At 66.4% G+C, this 18,693-nt stretch carries 6 protein-coding genes; all 6 read left to right on the top strand.

Annotated features, from left to right (window positions below):
* Nucleotides 1-10: 10 nt before the first annotated feature.
* The 6 genes from JQX08_RS14175 to JQX08_RS14200 all read left to right on the top strand — a co-directional run bounded on the left by JQX08_RS14175 (nucleotide 11) and on the right by JQX08_RS14200 (nucleotide 18,638).
* A complete protein-coding gene (locus tag JQX08_RS14175; RefSeq protein ID WP_205349045.1) occupies nucleotides 11-1,030 on the top strand; it encodes an AraC family transcriptional regulator in 1,020 nt (339 codons plus the stop codon).
* A 239-nt stretch (nucleotides 1,031-1,269) separates the two neighbouring features.
* A complete protein-coding gene (locus JQX08_RS14180; protein ID WP_205349046.1) occupies nucleotides 1,270-12,903 on the top strand; it encodes a VCBS domain-containing protein in 11,634 nt (3,877 codons plus the stop codon).
* 13 nt (nucleotides 12,904-12,916) lie between these two features.
* Nucleotides 12,917-14,455, top strand: coding sequence for a TolC family protein (locus tag JQX08_RS14185; RefSeq protein ID WP_205349047.1), 1,539 nt, complete (start codon nucleotides 12,917-12,919; stop codon nucleotides 14,453-14,455).
* Entirely contained in the window at nucleotides 14,436-15,209 is a 774-nt protein-coding gene (locus tag JQX08_RS14190; protein ID WP_205349048.1) for an efflux RND transporter periplasmic adaptor subunit, read from the top strand. The genes JQX08_RS14185 and JQX08_RS14190 overlap by 20 nt, the downstream gene beginning before the upstream one ends.
* A complete protein-coding gene (locus JQX08_RS14195; protein WP_205349049.1) occupies nucleotides 15,196-16,542 on the top strand; it encodes an efflux RND transporter periplasmic adaptor subunit in 1,347 nt (448 codons plus the stop codon). The genes JQX08_RS14190 and JQX08_RS14195 overlap by 14 nt, the downstream gene beginning before the upstream one ends.
* Nucleotides 16,542-18,638, top strand: a complete 2,097-nt coding sequence (locus JQX08_RS14200) for a site-2 protease family protein (RefSeq protein WP_205349050.1) — start codon at nucleotides 16,542-16,544, stop codon at nucleotides 18,636-18,638. The genes JQX08_RS14195 and JQX08_RS14200 overlap by 1 nt, the downstream gene beginning before the upstream one ends.
* Nucleotides 18,639-18,693: the final 55 nt, after the last annotated feature.

Raw genomic sequence — 18,693 nt, forward strand, 5'->3', positions numbered from 1 at the left:
CTTTCACGACATGACTGCCCTGATCAGAACCTCCTCTTTCACCGGCTTCCGCGAAGTGGCGAGCCAACTCGGCGGCGACGCGGATGCGTTGCTCGAGCGCTTTCGCATCCGGCCAGGGCTGCTGCTGGAGGAGGACGCGCGGGTGCCGCTACGCTCGCTGGTCGGTCTGCTGGAGTGTGCAGCGCGCGAGCTGGACTGTGCGGATTTCGGTCTGCGCATGTCGGAATATCAGGACCTGCATGTGCTCGGCCCGGTGGCGGTGATCGCCCGTACCTCGGCGACCGCGGGCGAGGCGCTGGCGCAGATCGTGCGATTCATCGGCTATCACAGCCCCGGCATCCGCCTCGATCTCGACCTCAGCGAGCCGCAGACCCCGCGCTTGCTGGTGGGCATGGGTATCGCCGGCCTGCAACAGCAGCGGCAGATGGTCGAGCTGGCGATGGGTGTCGCCCACAACACCATGAAACTGCTCTACGGCAGCCATTTTGCCGCCCATGCGGTGCAACTCTGCGGTATCAGCCCATTGCCGCTGGCGCGTTACCGCCGCCACTTCAATACCGTGGTGTATACCGGCCAGCCGCACAACGCGCTGGTGCTGCGCGCGGAACAGTTCAACCAGCCGATCGCCCAGCAGGACCCCGCCCTGCACCGTGCGCTGGTGCAGTACTTCAGCCAGGTTCACCAGCAGGGGGCGACGGACGTGGTGGCGCAGGTCGAGCGTCTGGTGCTGCGCATGCTGCCGATCCAGCGCTGCCGCCTGCCGCTGATCGCCGAGCAACTCGGTCTCCACGAGCGGGTGCTGCAGCGCCGTCTCGCCGAGCAGGGACGACGCTTCGAAGAGCTCGTCGAGGCGATCCGCCGCGAACGCACCGAGCACTACCTGGCGGAACCGCACATGCCGATGGCGCAGATTGCCGGGCTGCTCGGCTACAGCGAACAGAGCGTGTTCAACCGCGCCTGCCAACGCTGGTTCGCCATGGCGCCGCGCGCCAAGCGCCGGCAACTGCTCGAACAGTCGACACTTGACTAGCGACACCCTCCTCCCTGCCTCGCGCGCGCTTCTGCCAAGTCACGACTTCTGGCATATGGCCAGTATTTTTCGTGGGTTTTCAGGGCTTTAATTAGCGCGGAAAGCCTTGCGCTAGAGCCACCGAGTGCCACTTGTCAGCTACCCGGCAGGGTTAAAAACCCGCCACTAGACTCCAGAGTGGTTGCCGCCACGGACGGCCAGAACACTTCGATGTCCTGGTGTGCCAACACCTCGGGAGCATGGATATGCAGAACAAGCTTCGCTCGCCGGTGCCCAACCGTTTTCGCCCGCAAAGCCAGGCGATCGCGTTGGAACCGCGCATCCTCTTTGATGGCGCCGCAGCGGCTGCCGTTGACCAACAGCACAGCGACCCCGCCCAGCCCAGCGACAATCCGACCGAGCACGCCACGCCCACCGAGGCGCACGACACCCCTGCCCCGGCGCCCAACGCCGCGCGCCACTTGCTGGTCCTCGACAGCCGCGTCGAGAACCGCGAGCAGCTGGTCGCCCAGCTGCCCAGCGATGTCACCGCGCTGGTGGTCAATAGCAGCGAGGATGGCCTGGCGGCGATTTCCGCCGCCTTGGCCGAACTCGGCCAGGTCGACTCGATCCAGATTCTTTCCCACGGCGAAGCCGGGCAGTTCACCCTCGGCAACCGCACGGTCAGCGCCGACAACATTGGTCAGCTTGGGCAGACCCTGCAGCAGTGGCGCGACCACCTCAGCGCGGATGCCGACATCCAGTTGTACGGTTGCGATGTTGGCGCCGGCAGCGCCGGCCAGACCCTGGTCAACGAACTGGCGCGCTGGACTGGTACCGACGTGGCCGCTTCCGACGACGATACCGGTGGTCAGGCCGCCGGTGGCGATTGGGACCTGGAGGTCCGCAACGGCACCATCGATAAGCCCATCGCGCTGAGCGCCGAGGCCCTCGCAGGCTATGTGCAACTGCTCGCGGCCGGGCCCAACACCGACCTTTCCGGCGGCGCGGACGTGCTGTTGGGCGGCACCTTCACCTTCACGGTGAACTTCTCCAACATTTCGGCGGACGCCGGCTACGCACCGTTCATTGACCTGTTCCTGCCCACCACCGGCCGCGATGGTGCCGGCGCCGAGATCGACGACGGCATCAGCTTCGTCTCCGCCAGCTACCTGGGCCAGACCCTGGTATCCCACGTGCTGACCTTCGACGCTAACGGCCAGGCCAGTCACCCGCTGGCGGTGGGCACCGACGGTTTGCCACTGATCATCAACGCCGCCGATTTCGGCATGCGCGCCGGCGACCAGATGGTGGTGCTCGAGTTGCCGTTCTCCAGCGTCAGCCTCGGCCAGCCGCCAATCGTCATTCAGGTGACGGCGTCCCTCAGTGACCTGGCCGATACCGATTTTTCCTTCTCCGGCGCCACACCGGATCTGACCATCCGCGCGCGCAGCGGCTTCCAGTACGGCAATGATTCGCTGAATAACCCGAGCACCGACCCGAGCATCCTCGAGCCGGCCGCCAACGCCGACAGCTATGTGGTGCATCCGACGGTGATCAGTTTCACCGAAACCGTTACCACTCCCGAGGGTGAAACGGCCACCGGCCCCAACTATGGCCGCGAGCTGAATCTCACCGTGACCCCGGCCAACTCGCAGCCGTTCACCAATGTGGTGATCACCCAGCCGGTGCCCGACAACGTCATTGTCACCGCCATTACCCCCGGCGCCGGCGGCGTGATTACCTCGATCACGCTCTACGACGGGCGGACCACCACCGATCCGACGATCATCCAGGCCGCCCTGGCGCTGAACAACGACGCCGACCTGAGCAACGACCTGTACATCCGCGAGTTCACCGTCCTGTACGCGAACCTCAGCGGGCCGACCACCACCAATGTGCAGTTCTTCGTTCCGGATGACGACGCCGACGGCGTGCCGGTGCTCAACCCGATCACCGGCGACGACGTGACCATCACCTTTGGTGCGCCGACCGCCACCGGTCTGTGGCGGCCACTCGACCCGCGTGACGAGCCGACTCCCGGCGGCAGCATCATCTTCAGCGGCACCGGCAATGACACCAGCTTCATTGCCAAGTCGATCACCCTGCTCAAGCAGGTCACCGTGCAGACCGACGTCGGCGCAACCGGGCTGAGCCCGGGCGACGTGTTGAGCTACCAGCTGAACATTGCCATTTCCGACTACTTCGCCTTCGGCAAGAACTTCTTCGGCACGGGCAGCCTGATCATTCGCGACAGTCTCAGCGATGGCCAGACACTGGTGGCCGGCAGCGGCACCCTGACCATCACCGTCGACGGCACTACGCAGAGCATCGCGTTGGTGACCACGGTCGTGACCAACGCCGACGGCACCACCTCACTGGCCCTCGATATCGGCCAATCGTTGATCGACGCTTTTGCCTTTCGCGGCTGGTTGAACGGCGACCTGTCGTTTGATGACGTTTTGCAGGGCGCCACCAGTGCGGTGATCAGCTACCAGGCCACGGTCGGCCAGAGCTACGCCCGCCCGATCGGCACACCGCATCTGGAAATCAACGAGGGCGACAGCCTGGGCAACAACGCCACGGTGACCGGGACCATTCTCGAGGACCCACTCAACCCGACCGGAGGCGACGAATCGGACGGTTCGACAACCACCAGCACAGTGCCGGTCAGCCACGTCGACATCGAACTGGCCGATCTCAACGGTGGTGGCGCACCGGCGCCCGGCACCGAGTTGCGTCCGGGCGACGTGGTCACCTTCCGCCTCAGCTACGACCTGATCACCGGCGACTACGAGAACTTCACGCTGACCGCGTACCTGCCGTTGCCGTTGTTCGACTTGTCTGGCCTTGACCTGAGCACCATCTGGAGCCTCGGGCTTAACGACACCAACGGCGAGCTCCCAACTTCGGTCACGCTCGGCGCCGGCAACTCGCTGGTCTTCACCTTCGCCGACAAGGTCAACCCTGGGATTGACGGTGCGCGCGTCGAGATCGACTTCACCCTCACGGTCAGCGACCAGCCGTTCGCCGACCAGCGGGCTTTCAACGTGCTGGGTGAGTCACGACAGACCACCACCCTGGACAAGAGCGACATCCTTTCGTCCGACGACATCACCCTGATCGCCTCGGTCGCCGAACCGGTGCTGAACATCAGCCATGGCGTGGTCTCCACCAGCCACGGCACCGTGACCGGCACCATCGGCAGCTGGAATGCGCCCGGCAGCGGTGGCGTGCCGTTCACCGGCAGCGTTACTGACACCACCGCGGTGGACGGCAGCGTCACGGGTATCGACGGTGGCGATACGCTGCGCCTGGCCACCGCCATCGAGAACAGCGGCGGTGGCGGCGCATTTGATGTCAGTACGCGCATCACCCTGCCCGGCGGCCTGGCTTTCGTGGGCGGCAACCTGGGTAGCGCCAACCTGCTGGTCTATCGCGGCGACGGCACCCTGCTGACCGCAGGCACCCACTACACGGTGGACAATGCCACCAACACCATCACCTTCATCGACGGTCCCGGCACCGGCGGCCTGCTGGCAGGCCGCCCCGGCACCGCGGCGGACCTCAGCGGCGCCAACCTGGTGGTGATCACCTACGACGTGCTGGTCTCGGCCACCATCGACGCCAGCGCCACCCTGCAGAGCAACGCCGAGCTGCTCAGCTACGCCAGCGTCGAGGGCGGGCAGAACTTCCTCTCCACCCCGCTCAGCGACCTCGGCGACCAGCAGGTGGCGGCACCGGAGATCACCAAGGTATTCGCCGGCGGCAGCCTGGACGCCAGTGATTCGAGCGCCGCGCACACCCTCGGCGCCGATCTGGTGGTCGGCGAAAGCATGCTCTACGACATCGTCGTCACCCTGCCCGAAGGCACCACCCAGCTGCTGCGCATCGATGACCTGATTCCGGCCGGCCTGCGCCTGGACACCACCTTCAACGGCACCGGCTACCAGCTGATCACCACAGCCGGCGGTGCGCTCGGCGCCAACTTCGCCGGCACCATCACCGTGGCCAGCCTGACCGCGCCCAGCGGCACCCTTGGCGGCGACGACGTCGATGCGCGTTTCACCTTCAGCGTGTCGAGCGCCGCGGCGGACAACAACACCGGCAACAACAGCTTCGTGATTCGCGTGCGCCTGGTGGCCAGCAACGTGCCGAGCAACCAGGCCGGCGCCGTACGGCAGAACGACGCCCGGCTGAGCTACAGCGACAGCGATGGTGATACGCCGAACGGCGCCACCCCAGTGAACCGCGACGTGAACATGACCGGTGCCAAGCCGGCGATCACTATCCAGGAACCGACGCTGCAGCTCACCCAGCAGCTGCTCACCGATCCCGGCCTGGGCTTCGACGAAGGCGATCCGGTCGCCTTCAGCATCACGATTGGCAACGGCAATGCCGGGAGCGACTTCGACGCCTTCGATATCGCTTTCTCGGGCGTATTGCCCACCGAGCTGGACCAGCTGACGTTGGTCAGCGTGATCTACACGGTCGGCGGGGTCAGCACCGACATCAGCACCAGCTTCAGCCTCGACCCGACCGGCCGCACGCTGGTCAACACCGGCAACGTCGACATCGCCAAGGGCGGCAGCATCGTCATCACGGTCAACGGCGTGGTGAACGCCTCGGGGGCCTCGGTACCGCTGTTCGACAACCTTGCGGAAGTGCGGTGGACCAGCCTTAACGGCACCGCCAGTGGGGTTGCCGACCCTGCCGGCGAACGTACCGGCGAAGATGGCCTGCTGAACCAGGGCTCGTTGAACGACTACCGCCGCGACAGCACGCTGATCATTCCAGTCGCCCAGGGCATCAAGATTTCCCGGGTCGGGGGTTTACCCGATACCGCGGCGCCCAACCCGACCAACGCCCTCAACGAGAACGTCAGCATCGGCGAAGTCATCCGCTACCGCGCCGCCGTGCTGGTCCCCGAGGGCAACAACCCCAACTACGAGTTGCGCATCACCCTGGACAACGGCCTGACCCTCGATGACCTCTCCACCATGCGCATTGCCTTCATCTCCGATGGCGGGCTGGTCACCGATCTCAATGACCTGATCACCGGCGGTACGCTGTTCATCATCGGCAACGAGACCAGTCCGGAAGCGCAGTTCATTACCCCGGACCTGTCCGGCGCGGCTCCTACCGGCGTGCTCAATCCGATCTACGTGGACCTGACCGGCGTCGACGGCAACGGCAACCAGGTGGTGACCATCACCCTGGGCAATATTGTCAACGGCGCGTTCGGCGGCGGCGACGACGGCAATGACGATGACCTGGAAGGCATCGTCATCGAGTTCAACGCAAGGGTCGCCAACAGCGTCGGCAACCAGGCAGGCGACATACTCGGCGTGCGCGTCCAGGACGTGGTCAACGGCACGCTGCGCGCCACCAGCGCAACGCTGTTCGAGAACGTCGTCGAGCCGGGCTTCACCGGCCTGAACAAGCAGGTCACCGACTTCATCCCCAACCCGGCGGGCACCATCGGGACTGCCACGGTTACCGTGAGCTTCACCTCGAATGGCGGCCTGGCGGCCTACGACACTCGCCTGGTCGACAGCTTCGCCACCGGCAGCAATTACAACCTGCTCAGCGTCACCATCGGCGGTACCACGTTCGGCCCGGGCAACCTGCCGGCCGGGGTGAGCTTCAGCACCACCGGCGGACTGACCGTCGATTTCACCCGCGTCGAGGTCGACACGCAGATCAGCGTGGTTTACACCGTCGACGTACCCAACGGCGCGACCATCGCCAACAGCGACGCGGTGCTGACCTGGAGCAGCCTGCCGGAAACCTTCACCAGCTGGGGCGGCACCCCGGTCGGCGTCGACGGCACGGCCAGCGGCGAGCGCACCGGCGCCGACGGCGTCGGGCCGGACGCCAGCACCCTGAACAACTACATGCTCCGCGAGGGCGCCGGGCTCGGCATCATCACCGGCACGCTGTGGAACGACACCGCCACCGCTGCCGCGGCACCCAATGACGCGATACCGGATGCCGATCCGGTTCCGGGCGACCCGTACGACCTGGCGATCTCCAACCAGGCGATCAGCCTGATCTGGGCCGGGGTCGACGGGGTGTTCGGCAACGGCGACGACCGCACCTTCGGCACCACCACCGACGCCAACGGCCGCTTCATCTTCGGCGTGCTGCCGTCCGGGCTGTACCGCATCGACGCGCCAACCAGCGTCAACAGCATCGCCCAGTTCGGCGAGCTGCGGATGCGCATCGACACCGACGGCAGTACGCTCGGGCAGATCAACGTCACCCTTGGCGAAGGCGTCAGCCAGCAGGCCAACTCCGGCTACGTCGAGCTCAACGATGCGCCGGTCAACAGCCTGCCCGGCGAACAGCAGGCGCTCGAAGACGTACCTCGGCTGATCAGCACCAACGGCAGCGGCATCACGGTCAGTGACATCGACGTCGACCGCGACCCGGACCCGGCCAACCGGCAGATCCAGATCACCCTCAGCGTGTTGCACGGAATCCTGTCGTTCGCGGGTGACACCTCGGGCGTGGATATCACCATAGGCACCACCCCCAATACGCCGGGTGCGCTACCGGGCAGCACCCTGGTACTGGTCGGCACCATCGCCGACCTCAACGATGCCTTGGCCTCCCTCACCTACACGGGAAATCTGAACTTCAACGGCCTCGATTTCCTCAACGTGCAGACCAACGACCTCGGCAATTACGGCGATTTCGATGGCAATGGCATTCCCGGCCAGCTGACCGATGCGCGCACCGACGAAGATTTCCTGGTGATTCGCGTCAACCCGGTCAACGATCCACCAACTGCGGTGAATGACGCCGCCGACGCGGTCGAAGCAGGTGGCACCTTCAACAGCCTGCCGGGCATCGATCCACGCGGCAATCTGCTGGACAACGACACCGACGTGGACATCGACACTAATGGCGATCGGCTCGACGTGATCTCCGTGACGTCGCCGACAGGTGACGTGGTTGCGGTGCCAACGATTGGCCCAGTGGTCGTGCAGGGGCAGTACGGCGCACTGGTCATCCAGGCCGACGGCGCATACCAATACATTGTCGACAACACCAACGCCGCCGTTCAGGCCCTGCGTCTGAACACCGACGTCCTCAGCGAGAGCTTCGGCTATACCATCTCCGACCTCGGCATTGGCGGCGCCGCGCTGCAGTCCAGTGCCATCCTGACCGTGACCATCCATGGCGCCAACGACACCCCAGTGGCCAACGGCGACGAAGGCGTGGCCATCGAGAAAGGTGGCGTCGGCAACACCGATACAGGGAAGCCTAACGACACCCCGCCGCAGGGTTTTCCGGTGGCCGGCGCTGACGCCAGCGGCAACGTGTTGGACAACGACAACGACGTCGACGGCGGCGAGGTGCCGCCCAACCCCAACCTCGATCCAGACCCCGATGCCATCGACTATGGCGAATCCAAGTCGGTCACCGGTTTGCGTGCCACCCCGCTGCTTTCGCCTGAGCCGCTGACCCCGCTTATTGCCGGCACCGCGATCGCCACTGGCACCTACGGCACCCTCACCATTTTTGCCGACGGCAGATACAGCTATGTGATCGATGACACCAACACTGACGTGCAGCGTCTCGGGCCCAACGACAGCCTGGTCGACGTCTTCAGCTACCAGGTCAGCGACGAGCTGGGCCTCAACGACCTCGCCGAACTGCGGATCACCATCGTTGGCAACTACGACAACCCGGTCGCCAGCGACGACCAGGCGAGCGCGCAGGCCGCGCAGGACAACACCCTGCCGGAGAGCAATCCCACCGGCAACGTCATCCTCTTCCCCAGTCGTCCGGGTGGCATCAACGATCCAGGCGGCAACGGCATCGATCTGGACGTCGACGCCGCCGATCGGCCGAGCACCCTGCTGCAGGTCAACGGCATCCGCAGCGGCCGCGAAGCCGCTGGCGGCATCGAGCCCGACGCTAGTGGCCTCACCAGCGTGACCACCGGCCCCGTGACTATCTTTGCCACCTATGCCGAAACCGGTGACGGCACCAACACGCAGGTTGGCAGCATCGAGGATTTCGGTACGCTGACCATCAACCCGGACGGCTCCTACAGCTTCGACGTCAACAGCGACAACGACGCGATCATCGCCCTGGCTGAAGGCGTCTCGATCAACGTCATCTTCACCTACCAGATCGTCGACTCGGTCGGCCTGACCGACACCGCACAACTGGTGATCGTCGTGACCGGTGCTAACAACCCGCCGAGCGCCCAGGCCGAGTTCGCCCTGGCCACTGAGGCCGGCGGCATTGGCAACGGCACGCCGGGCGTCGACCCGGGCGTGCCGCCCGCACCGGCCGAAAGCGTGTCGTTCACCGATCCGGATGGCGACCCGGTCAGCGTCACTGCGGTCAGTCATACCAACCCCGACGACGGCACCGTCACGGTCGGCACCGTCGGCCAGCCGCTGGTCGGCCAGTACGGTTCGCTGACCCTCAACAGCGATGGCAGCTACAGCTACGTGGTCGACAACTCGCTGACCGCAGTACAGGCGCTGCGCCTGGCCAGCGATCTGCTGGTCGAGCGTTTCACCTACCGGGTCACCGACAACCGAGGCGAGTTCGACGAGGCGCAGATCGTCGTGGTGATCCGCGGTCAGAACGACAATCCGGACGCCGTGGACGACAGTGCCACAGCGGTGGAAGCCGGCGGAGTGAACAACGGCACGCCAGGCCTCGACCCGACGGGCAACGTGCTGAACAACGACAATGACGTCGACGGCGGCGAAGTGCCGCCGAACCCCAACCTCGACCCGGACCCCGATGCCATCGACTACGGCGAGACCAAGGCCGTCGACTCGGTGCGCACTGGTGCCGTCGAGGGTTCCGGCACGGCCGGCACCCTGGGCAGCGAACTGCGCGGCACCTATGGCTGGCTGACCCTGAACGCCGACGGCAGCTACAGCTATCGCCTGGACAACGCCATGGCCGAGGTACAAGCGCTGCGCGCCGGCAATACCCTGGTGGACAGCTTCAACTACACCGTCATCGATACCGCGCGCACCACTGACATCGCAGTGCTCAACGTCACCATTCAGGGCGCCAATGACAACCCGGTGGCCGCGAATGACAACGCCGTCGCCGTCGAAGCCGGCGGCGTGAACAACAACCTCGCCGGCATCGATCCGAGCGGCAATGTGCTGCTCAACGACAGCGACGTCGACCAGTTCGGCGAAGCCCTCAGCGTCATCGGCGTGCGCCAGGGCGCGGTGAACGGAAGCGTGGGCAGCGGCTTCGTCGGCACCTACGGCACCCTGACCCTGGGTGCCGACGGCGCCTACACCTATGTCGTCGACAACAACAACCCGCTGGTGAACGCCCTGCGCATCGCCGGGCAAACCCTGAGCGAAACCTTCACCTACACCATCCGCGACCTGGCCGGCGCCACGAGTAGCGCCACTCTGACCGTGACCATCCAGGGGCAAAACGACAACCCGCGCGCTATCCGGGTCGACGTTGTGGCCGTCGAAGCCGGTGGCACCAATAACGGCACCCTCGGGATCAATCCCAGCGACAATGTGCTGGACAATGACCAGGACGTGGATGCTGGCGACACCAAGACCCTGGTCGGCATCCGCCTCGGCGATGAGTTGGGCGGCGGAGATTTCACTACAGTCACTGCCAGCCAGGGTATCGCTGGCCTCTACGGTACGCTGACCGTCGCCCCCAATGGTCAATCGCAGTACGTGCTGAACAACGACCTGGCGGCGGTGCAGGCGCTCAAGCCCGGTGACACGCTCGAGGAAGTTTTCTCCTACCGCATGCGCGACACGCTCGGCGCGCTGAGCATCGCGCGCATCCACATCACCATCCAGGGCGCCTGGGATGCGCCGGTGGCCACCAACAACGTTGGCATCGCCGTCGCCGACAATGGCGACGGCCGAGTGATAAACCCCAGCGGCAACGTGCTGCCCAACGACACCGACGTCGACCAGGGCGACCGCCTTTCCGTCACCGCGATCCGCACCGGCCAGGAAGCTGGCACTGGCACTGCTGGCACTGTCGGCACCGTGCTGGTCGGCCAGTACGGCACCCTGGTGCTCAACACCGACGGCAGTTACCAGTACACCCTGGACATCTCCAACCCGGACGTCCTCGCCCTGGACTTCCTGCAGACCCTGGTGGATCGCTTCACCTACCAGGCGACCGACCTCGGCGGGCTCACTGACCTGGCGCAGCTGGACATCATCGTCATCGGCCGCAACGACGCACCGGATGGTTTCGACGACGAGGCGCAGGCCATCGAAGCCGGCGGCTTGAACAATGGCACGCTCGGTCTTGACCCGAGCGGCAATGTGCTCGACAACGACACCGACCTCGAAGGCGGCCCGCTCGCGGTCACGGCCATTCGCGTCGGCCCGGAAACCGGCAGCGGTGCCAGCGGCACCTTGGGCACGGCCCTGCGCGGCCTGTACGGCGACCTGACGATCAACGCCGACGGCAGCTGGACCTATGTGGTCGACAACAGCCTGGCGGCGGTACAGGCGCTGCGCGTCAGCGGCCAGACCCTGCTTGAAACCTTCACTTACACCGTGGCTGACCCCAACCAGGCGGACGACACCGCCGAGCTGCGCATCACCATCGATGGGCGCAACGACACGCCGATTGCCGTCGATGACGATGGTGTCGCCGTCGAGGCCGGTGGCGTGGGCAATGCCACGCCGGGTACCGATCCCATCGGCAACGTGCTGGGCAACGACACTGACGTCGATGCCGTCGCCCTCGGCGAGACCCGCCAGGTAGTCGGCTTCGCCAGTGAGTTGGGCGCCACGGCGCTGGCCGGGCAGACGCTGCAGGGCCGCTACGGCAGCCTGACGCTGAATGCCGACGGCAGTTACAGCTATGTGGTGGACAACGCCAACCCGACCGTTCAGGCGCTGCGCACCGCCGGGGAAACCCTGCGCGAGGCGTTCACCTATCGGATGCGCGACACCGAAGGCGCGGAATCCACCGCACGCCTGAACCTGCTGATCCAGGGCGCCAACGACGCACCGGTGGCGGTCAACGACAGCGCGGTGGCCAGCGACCAGGTCGTGGCTCCGCACACCAGCGGCAATGTGCTGCCCAACGATGGCGACGTGGACAACGCCGACCAGCTGCAGGTGGTCGGCATCCGCACCGGCGCCGAAGCCGGCAGCGGTACCGCCGGCACGGTCGGCCAGCCGCTGGTCGGTCGCTACGGCACGCTGACCCTCAACGCCGATGGCAGCTACACCTACACCATCGACTTGACCAACCCCGAAGTGCTGGCCGCAGCCGGCCTCGGCCAGGTCCTGCAGGACGTGTTCACCTACACCATCAACGACCTCGCCGGCGCCAGTGACCTGGCCGAACTGGTGATCAACCTGGACATTTCCGCGCCGTTCATCCCGCCGAGCAGCGATCCAATCATCAACCCCGGCCGTGACAACGGCAGCGAAGGTCTCGCCCTGAATGACGTGCAGCCAGCCATTTTCATTGCCCCGGTGGTCGAGCGCGTAGCACGGGTGCTGGAGCTGTCGAGCTGGGGCGCCGGCGGCAGCCTGATCGACCTGAGCAATTTTGATGAGTTGCGTGCCGAATCGCTGGGCGCCGGGCTGGGCCTGGTCCCCGGCCAGTACGTCGGCCGCGCGGTGGACCGTAGCCGCATCGAGAGCGATCTCGATCTCGCCTGGCTGCTCGGCCGCCACGGGCGCACCAGCCTCAGCGCTGACGGCCTATTGAGTGATCCGTCGATCTTCGCCACCAGCGCCGAAGACATGATCAAAGGCCAGGCGCAACAGGCACCACGCGAGCAGCCCGCCAACGCGCAGACCGCCCGTGGTTTCGGCGCGCAGTTGCAGGCTGCCGCTCAGCGGCTATACCCGTTTGGAACACCTTCGCGCACGAATACGCCCGAATAGGACAGGAATGCCTATGCACCGATACGCCATGAAGCACCTCAACGTAGCCATCGCCGCCTCCGTGCTGCTGGTTGGCTGCTCCTCGCTCGAGCCGCAGCCGTACAGCGAACAGGAGAACCGCCAGCGCATCGTCGACGACCAGGCGCGCATGTACGCCGACCAGGAACCGGTGACCGCACCGATCACCTTCTACGAGGCGGCCGCGCGGGCGCTGAAGTACAACCTCGATTACCGCCTCAAGCTGATGGAAAGCGCGCTGGCGTCCGATCTGCGTGATGTGTCCAGCCATGAAATGCTGCCGCGCGTGGTCGCCTCGGCCGGTTACGCCGGGCGCAACAACGACTCCGGCGGCACCTCGATCGGCATCGAGGACCGCGAAGAAAGCCTGCGTGCATCCACCTCCGAAGAACGCTATCGCGACCTCGCCGGTCTCGGCCTGAGCTGGAGCCTGCTCGACTTCGGCGTGGCCTACTACCGCACCCAGCAGAAGGCCGATCAGATGCTGATGGCCGACGAGCGCCGCCGTCGCGTCGCGCAGAACGTCATGCAGGACGTGCGCAACGCCTATTGGCGCGCGTTGGGCGCGCAACGCCTGATGCCGGAGGTCGATCGCCTGCTCGAGCGCACCAATCGTGCGCTCGGCTCGGCACGCGAGGCGGAACAGAAAGGCCTGCTGCCGCGCCAGGAAATCCTTGCCTACCAACGCGCCCTGCTCGACTCCATCTACCTGCTCACCGTGCGCCGTCAGGACCTGGAGTTCGCCCAGGCCGAGCTGTCGGCGCTGATGTCGCTGCCAGCCGGTTCGCGCATGCGCCTCGCCGATCAGGCCGAACCGGCGCTGCCGGTGCTCAAGGACGACATCACCGCGCTCGAACAGCTGTCGATGGAGAACCGCCCGGAGATCATGGAAGAGTGGTACCGCAAGCGGGTCAACGCGAACGACCTGAAGATCGCCAAGGCGCAGCTGTGGCCCAACGTCGCGGTTGATTTCGGCTACCGCTACGACTCCAACAAGCTGCTCTACAACAGCCACTGGACGGAAACCGGCGTGCAGGTGTCGCTCAACCTGCTCAAGCTGCTGCAACTGCCGTCCCTCAACGCCGCCGAAGAATCGCAAAGCGCCACCGACGACACCCGGCGCATCGCCCTGTCGATGGCGATCCTCACCCAGGTGCGGGTCGGCAGCCTGCGCTACCAGCTGGCGCGCCAGGAGGTCGAGTTCACCGACGAAAGCCTGCGCGTCGACCGCAGCCTGCTCGATTACGCGAACGCGGCGAAGACCACCTCGTTCGGTTCGGAACTGGAAGTGATCCGTGCCGAAGGCCGCTACCTGCTGTCGCGCTACCAGCGCGAAGCGGCGTATTCCAGCGCCCAGGCTGCCTGGGGCCGGCTGTACAACTCGGTGGGCCTCGACATCCTGCCAGAGTCAATTGAGAAACAGGACGTGAAGACCCTGGCCCGCGAGATTGAACGCACCACGGTCGCCCGAGAGCGCAACGGCCTGCTCGCGGCCTCCACACAGGGGGGCGGCAATGCGTCCATTCCGCAGTAAGCACGCGTTCCCCACCCTGTTGCTCGCCGCTGTTCTCACGCCATCCCTGGCCGCCGAATCACCCTCCACCCCCGATGCGCTCGATGACCCGAGCGCAATTCGGGTGCTGCTGACCGCCGACGTGGAGACCACGTTGTCCAGCCAGATGGGCGGCACGCTCGGCGAACTGCGCGCGGCGCTCGGCCAGAAAGTCGCCAAGGATGCCCTGCTCGCCCAATTCAACTGCAGCGAGGCCGACGCGCGCAGCAAGGTGGCCGCCGCCGAGCTGACCATGGCGCGGCAGAACCTCGAGGCCAAACGCAACCTGCGCAAACTCGACGCGGTCGGCGACCTGGAAGTGGCGATGGCCTCGACCGAGGTGCAGAAGGCCGAAGGCGCACGTTCGCTGGCCCAGGCACAGAGCGGCTACTGCAAGGTGCTCGCACCGTTCAACGGGCGGGTCGCCAAGGTGCACGCCAAGCCCTACCAGACGGTCAGTGCCGGTACGCCGCTGTTCGATCTGGTCAGCGACGGCCCGCTCAAGGTGCGTCTCAACGTGCCGTCCAACCTGCTGCAGGGGCTGACCACCGGCAAGGCGCTGCAGATCAGCATCCACGAAACCGGCAAGAGCTACCCGGCGCACATCAGCGCGGTCAACTCGCGGGTCGATGCGGTGGCGCAGACTGTCGAGCTGGAGGCGCGCCTCGACGCCGAATACCCGGAACTGATCGCCGGCATGAGCGGCACCGCGCGGTTCGCCGATGACCATGAATGAACGGATCGTCCAGCCGCAGGCGTTGCTGAGCCTTATCGCCCTGCGTGACCGCGCGCTGCAGGCCGAGTCGCTGAACGCCCTGGCGTTCAGCATGGCCAACGACCTCTACCCGGTGCTGCATTTCCACCAGGCGCTGGTGTTCGCCCAGCGTGGCGAGGCGTTGGAACTGCTCTGCGTGTCCGGCTTGTCCAAGCCCAGCGAGGACTCGCCGTATCTGGTCTGGCTGCGCCGCGCCAGTCGCTGGGTGGCCAGCCAACTGCCGGACCAGCAGCCGCACTGGCTGGCACGTGACGCGGTAGAGCCACCCGCCGAAATCGCCGAAGGCTGGGCCGAATGGTGGCCAGCTGGACTCTGGTGCGTCCCCCTGCAGCGCCACGACGGGCAGCGCCTGGGCCTGCTGCTGTTCCTCCTCGAACAACCGCCGGCCGAAGGGCTGCAACAGGCATTGAGCGGGCTCTGGCAGACCTGGGCCTATTGCTGGGCCGCGCTGACCCGCCAGCGCCGTTTGCGCCGCTGGTGGCCGAGCAGACGCCAGGCACTGCTGGCCCTGGCAGTCGCCGGTGCCTTGCTGCTGATTCCGGTGCGACAAACCGCCCTGGCCCCGGCGGAGATCGTCTCGCACCAGGCGCAGATCATCAGTTCGCCGATCGACGGCGTGGTCGAACGCATGCAGGTGCGCCCCAACCAACCGGTGGAAGCTGGCACGCCGCTGTTCTCGCTCAACGAAACCACCCTGCGCAGCCGCGCCGAGGTGCTGAGCAAGGAAGTCGCGGTGGCCGACGCCGAGCTGATGGCCGCCAGCCAGCGTGCCTTCGACAACCCGCAGAGCAAGGGCGAACTGACCCTGCTCAATGGCCGCGCCCTGCAACGCCGCGCCGAGCTGGCGGCGGTCGAGGCGCAGCTGAAACGCACCCAGGTGCTCTCGCCGCGCGCCGGCGTGGCGGTGTTCAGCGACCCCAACGACTGGCTGGGCAAGCCGGTGGTCACCGGTGAGCGCATCCTGCTGGTCGCCGACCCGGCGCAGCCGGTGATGCTCATCCAGCTGCCGGTGGCCGATGCCATCGCCCTGGAGCCCGGAGCGGCAGTCACCCTGTTCCTCACCGCCTACCCACTGCAGCCGCTCAAGGGCGAGATTCTCGAAACCAGCTACCAGGCCAAGGCCAGCGACGACGGAGTGGTCGCCTACCGCCTGCTGGCGAGCGTCGAGGGCAAGCCGGAGCACGCGCGCCTCGGCCTGCACGGCACGGCCAAGTTGTACGGCGAACGCGTGCTGCTCGGTTACTACCTGCTGCGCCGGCCGCTGGCCGCGCTGCGTGCCTGGACGGGCTGGTGATGGACAGCCCCGACGATCTGCCGCTGCCGCCGCTGCGTGAAGACCTGCGCCTCAGCGAGGTTGCCGAGGGCGCCAACGGCGAGCCGGCGTGGGTGATCCAGGACACGGTGGTCAATCGCTTCTACCGCATCGGCTGGCTGGAGTTCGAGTGCCTGCTGCGCTGGGGCCAGACGCCCCGGCAGATCAGCACGCAGATTGCCGAGCAGACCGCGCTCAACCCCGAGCCGAGCCAGGTCCTCGCCTTCCGCCAGTTCCTCGACCAGCACCAACTGCTGCAACCCGGCGCCGAGGCGGTCGCCCGCCTGCAGGCGCGCAGCGAGGGCATGCAGTTCCTCAGCTGGCGCTGGTGGCTGCACCACTACCTGTTCTTCCGCATTCCGCTGCTGCACCCGCAGCGCCACCTGCAACAACTGGCGCGCAGCCTGGACTGGCTGTTCCGCCCGCTCACCGGGCTGCTGGTGGTACTGCTCAGCGTGCTCGGCATCGTTCTGGTTCTGCACCAGTGGGACACCTTCCGCAATGCGGTGGTCGAGTCCTTCTCCCTCGAAGGCCTGTTCAGCTTTGCCCTGGCGCTGATCGTCGCCAAGACCCTGCACGAGCTCGGCCACGCCCTGGTCGCCACCCGCCTCGGCCTCAAGGTCGGGCACATGGGTGTGGCCTTCGTGGTGCTCTGGCCGATGCTCTACACCGACACCGGCGAGAGCTGGAAACTGCGCAGCGCACGGCAGCGCCTGGCGATCGCCTCCGCCGGCATCCTTACCGAGCTGTCGATCGCCGGCCTGGCGACCCTCGGCTGGGCGCTCTGCGATCCCGGCTCGCTGCGCAACGCCCTGCTCTACCTGGCGACCACCAGTTGGGTGCTGTCGCTGGCTCTCAACGCGAGCCCGTTCATGCGCTTCGACGGCTATTTCATCCTCTCCGACCTGCTCGACTTCCCCAACCTGCACGAGCGCTCCTCGGCACTCGCACGGGTCAGCCTGCGCCGCCTGCTGCTCGGCCTCGACGAGGACTGGCCGGAGCCGTTCAGCCCACCGCAGCGACGCCTGCTGGTGGCGTTCGCGATTGCCACCTGGCTGTATCGCCTGGTGCTGTTCTTCGGGATCGCCATCGCCGTGTACCTGCTGTTCTTCAAACTGCTCGGCATCATGCTGTTCGCCGTGGAAATCGCCTGGTTCATCGTCATGCCCATCGCCCGTGAGCTGAAACACTGGTGGCAGCAGCGCGGGCAGATCCGCGCCAACCGCCGCACGCTGTTCTGGTGCGGCCTCGCCGCGTTGCTGCTGCTCCTCGCCCTGCCCTGGCGGGTGCAGATTCATGCCGTTGGCGTGGCCCGCGCCGAGCAACAGCTGCGGGTCTACGCGCCCTTCCCCGCGCAGCTGCAATCGATCCGCCCGGCCGGCCGGGTGACCGCCGGCGACACCCTGATCGTGCTGGACGAGCCGGATATCGCCTCGCGGCTGCGCAGCAGCGAGGCCAGCGTGCGCAGTTACGAGGCGCGCCTGGCCGGGCTGATTGCAGACCCTGCCGGCCTAGGCGAACAGGCCGCGACCCGCAGCCGGCTTGGCGTGCAGTTCGAGGAAGCCCGCGCGGCACGCTCAGAGATCGCCCGACTGAAACTGCAGGCGCCGTTCGCCGGGCGCTGGTCGGACGTCAACCCGGACTGGCGCAACGGCCAGTGGGTGCGCAATCGCGAGCTGCTCGGCGTGCTGATCGAGCCCAGCCGCTGGCAGGTCGACGCCTATGTCGATCAGGATCAGGTTCACCGCCTGCAGACGGGAAACCACGTGCGCTTCTACCCGGAAGGCGATCCGCAGCCGATTGACGGCCGGGTGCTCGATATCGGCAGCACCCGGGTCAACCAACTCGAGCACCCGATGCTGTCCTCGCGCCTCGGCGGGCCGCTGGCGGTTTCGGCAAAGAGTGAGGCGCTGATCCCGACCAACGCGGTGTTCCATGTGCTAGTCCAACTCGACGCGCCGACGCCGGCGCTGCGCGAAACCCGCGGACGGCTGCAGATCGATGGCGCGCGGCGCAGCCTGCTTGCCGATGGCGCGACGCAGCTGCTCGCCGTGCTGCTGCGCGAAAGCGGCTTCTGATCTGCATTTCCTGTGCACAAAAAGAAGCCGGGCGCTCGGGCCCGGCTTCTTTGCT

Source organism: Zestomonas insulae, assembly GCF_016901015.1.
GTDB lineage: Bacteria > Pseudomonadota > Gammaproteobacteria > Pseudomonadales > Pseudomonadaceae > Aquipseudomonas > Aquipseudomonas insulae.

What these genes read in the sequence shown, in the direction of transcription:
- JQX08_RS14175 (WP_205349045.1), top strand. Translation starts at nt 11, where the DNA reads ATGACTGCCCTGATCAGAACCTCCTCTTTCACCGGCTTCCGCGAAGTG.
- JQX08_RS14185 (WP_205349047.1), top strand. Translation starts at nt 12,917, where the DNA reads ATGCACCGATACGCCATGAAGCACCTCAACGTAGCCATCGCCGCCTCC.
- JQX08_RS14200 (WP_205349050.1), top strand. Translation starts at nt 16,542, where the DNA reads ATGGACAGCCCCGACGATCTGCCGCTGCCGCCGCTGCGTGAAGACCTG.
- JQX08_RS14190 (WP_205349048.1), top strand. Translation starts at nt 14,436, where the DNA reads ATGCGTCCATTCCGCAGTAAGCACGCGTTCCCCACCCTGTTGCTCGCC.
- JQX08_RS14180 (WP_205349046.1), top strand. Translation starts at nt 1,270, where the DNA reads ATGGATATGCAGAACAAGCTTCGCTCGCCGGTGCCCAACCGTTTTCGC.
- JQX08_RS14195 (WP_205349049.1), top strand. Translation starts at nt 15,196, where the DNA reads ATGACCATGAATGAACGGATCGTCCAGCCGCAGGCGTTGCTGAGCCTT.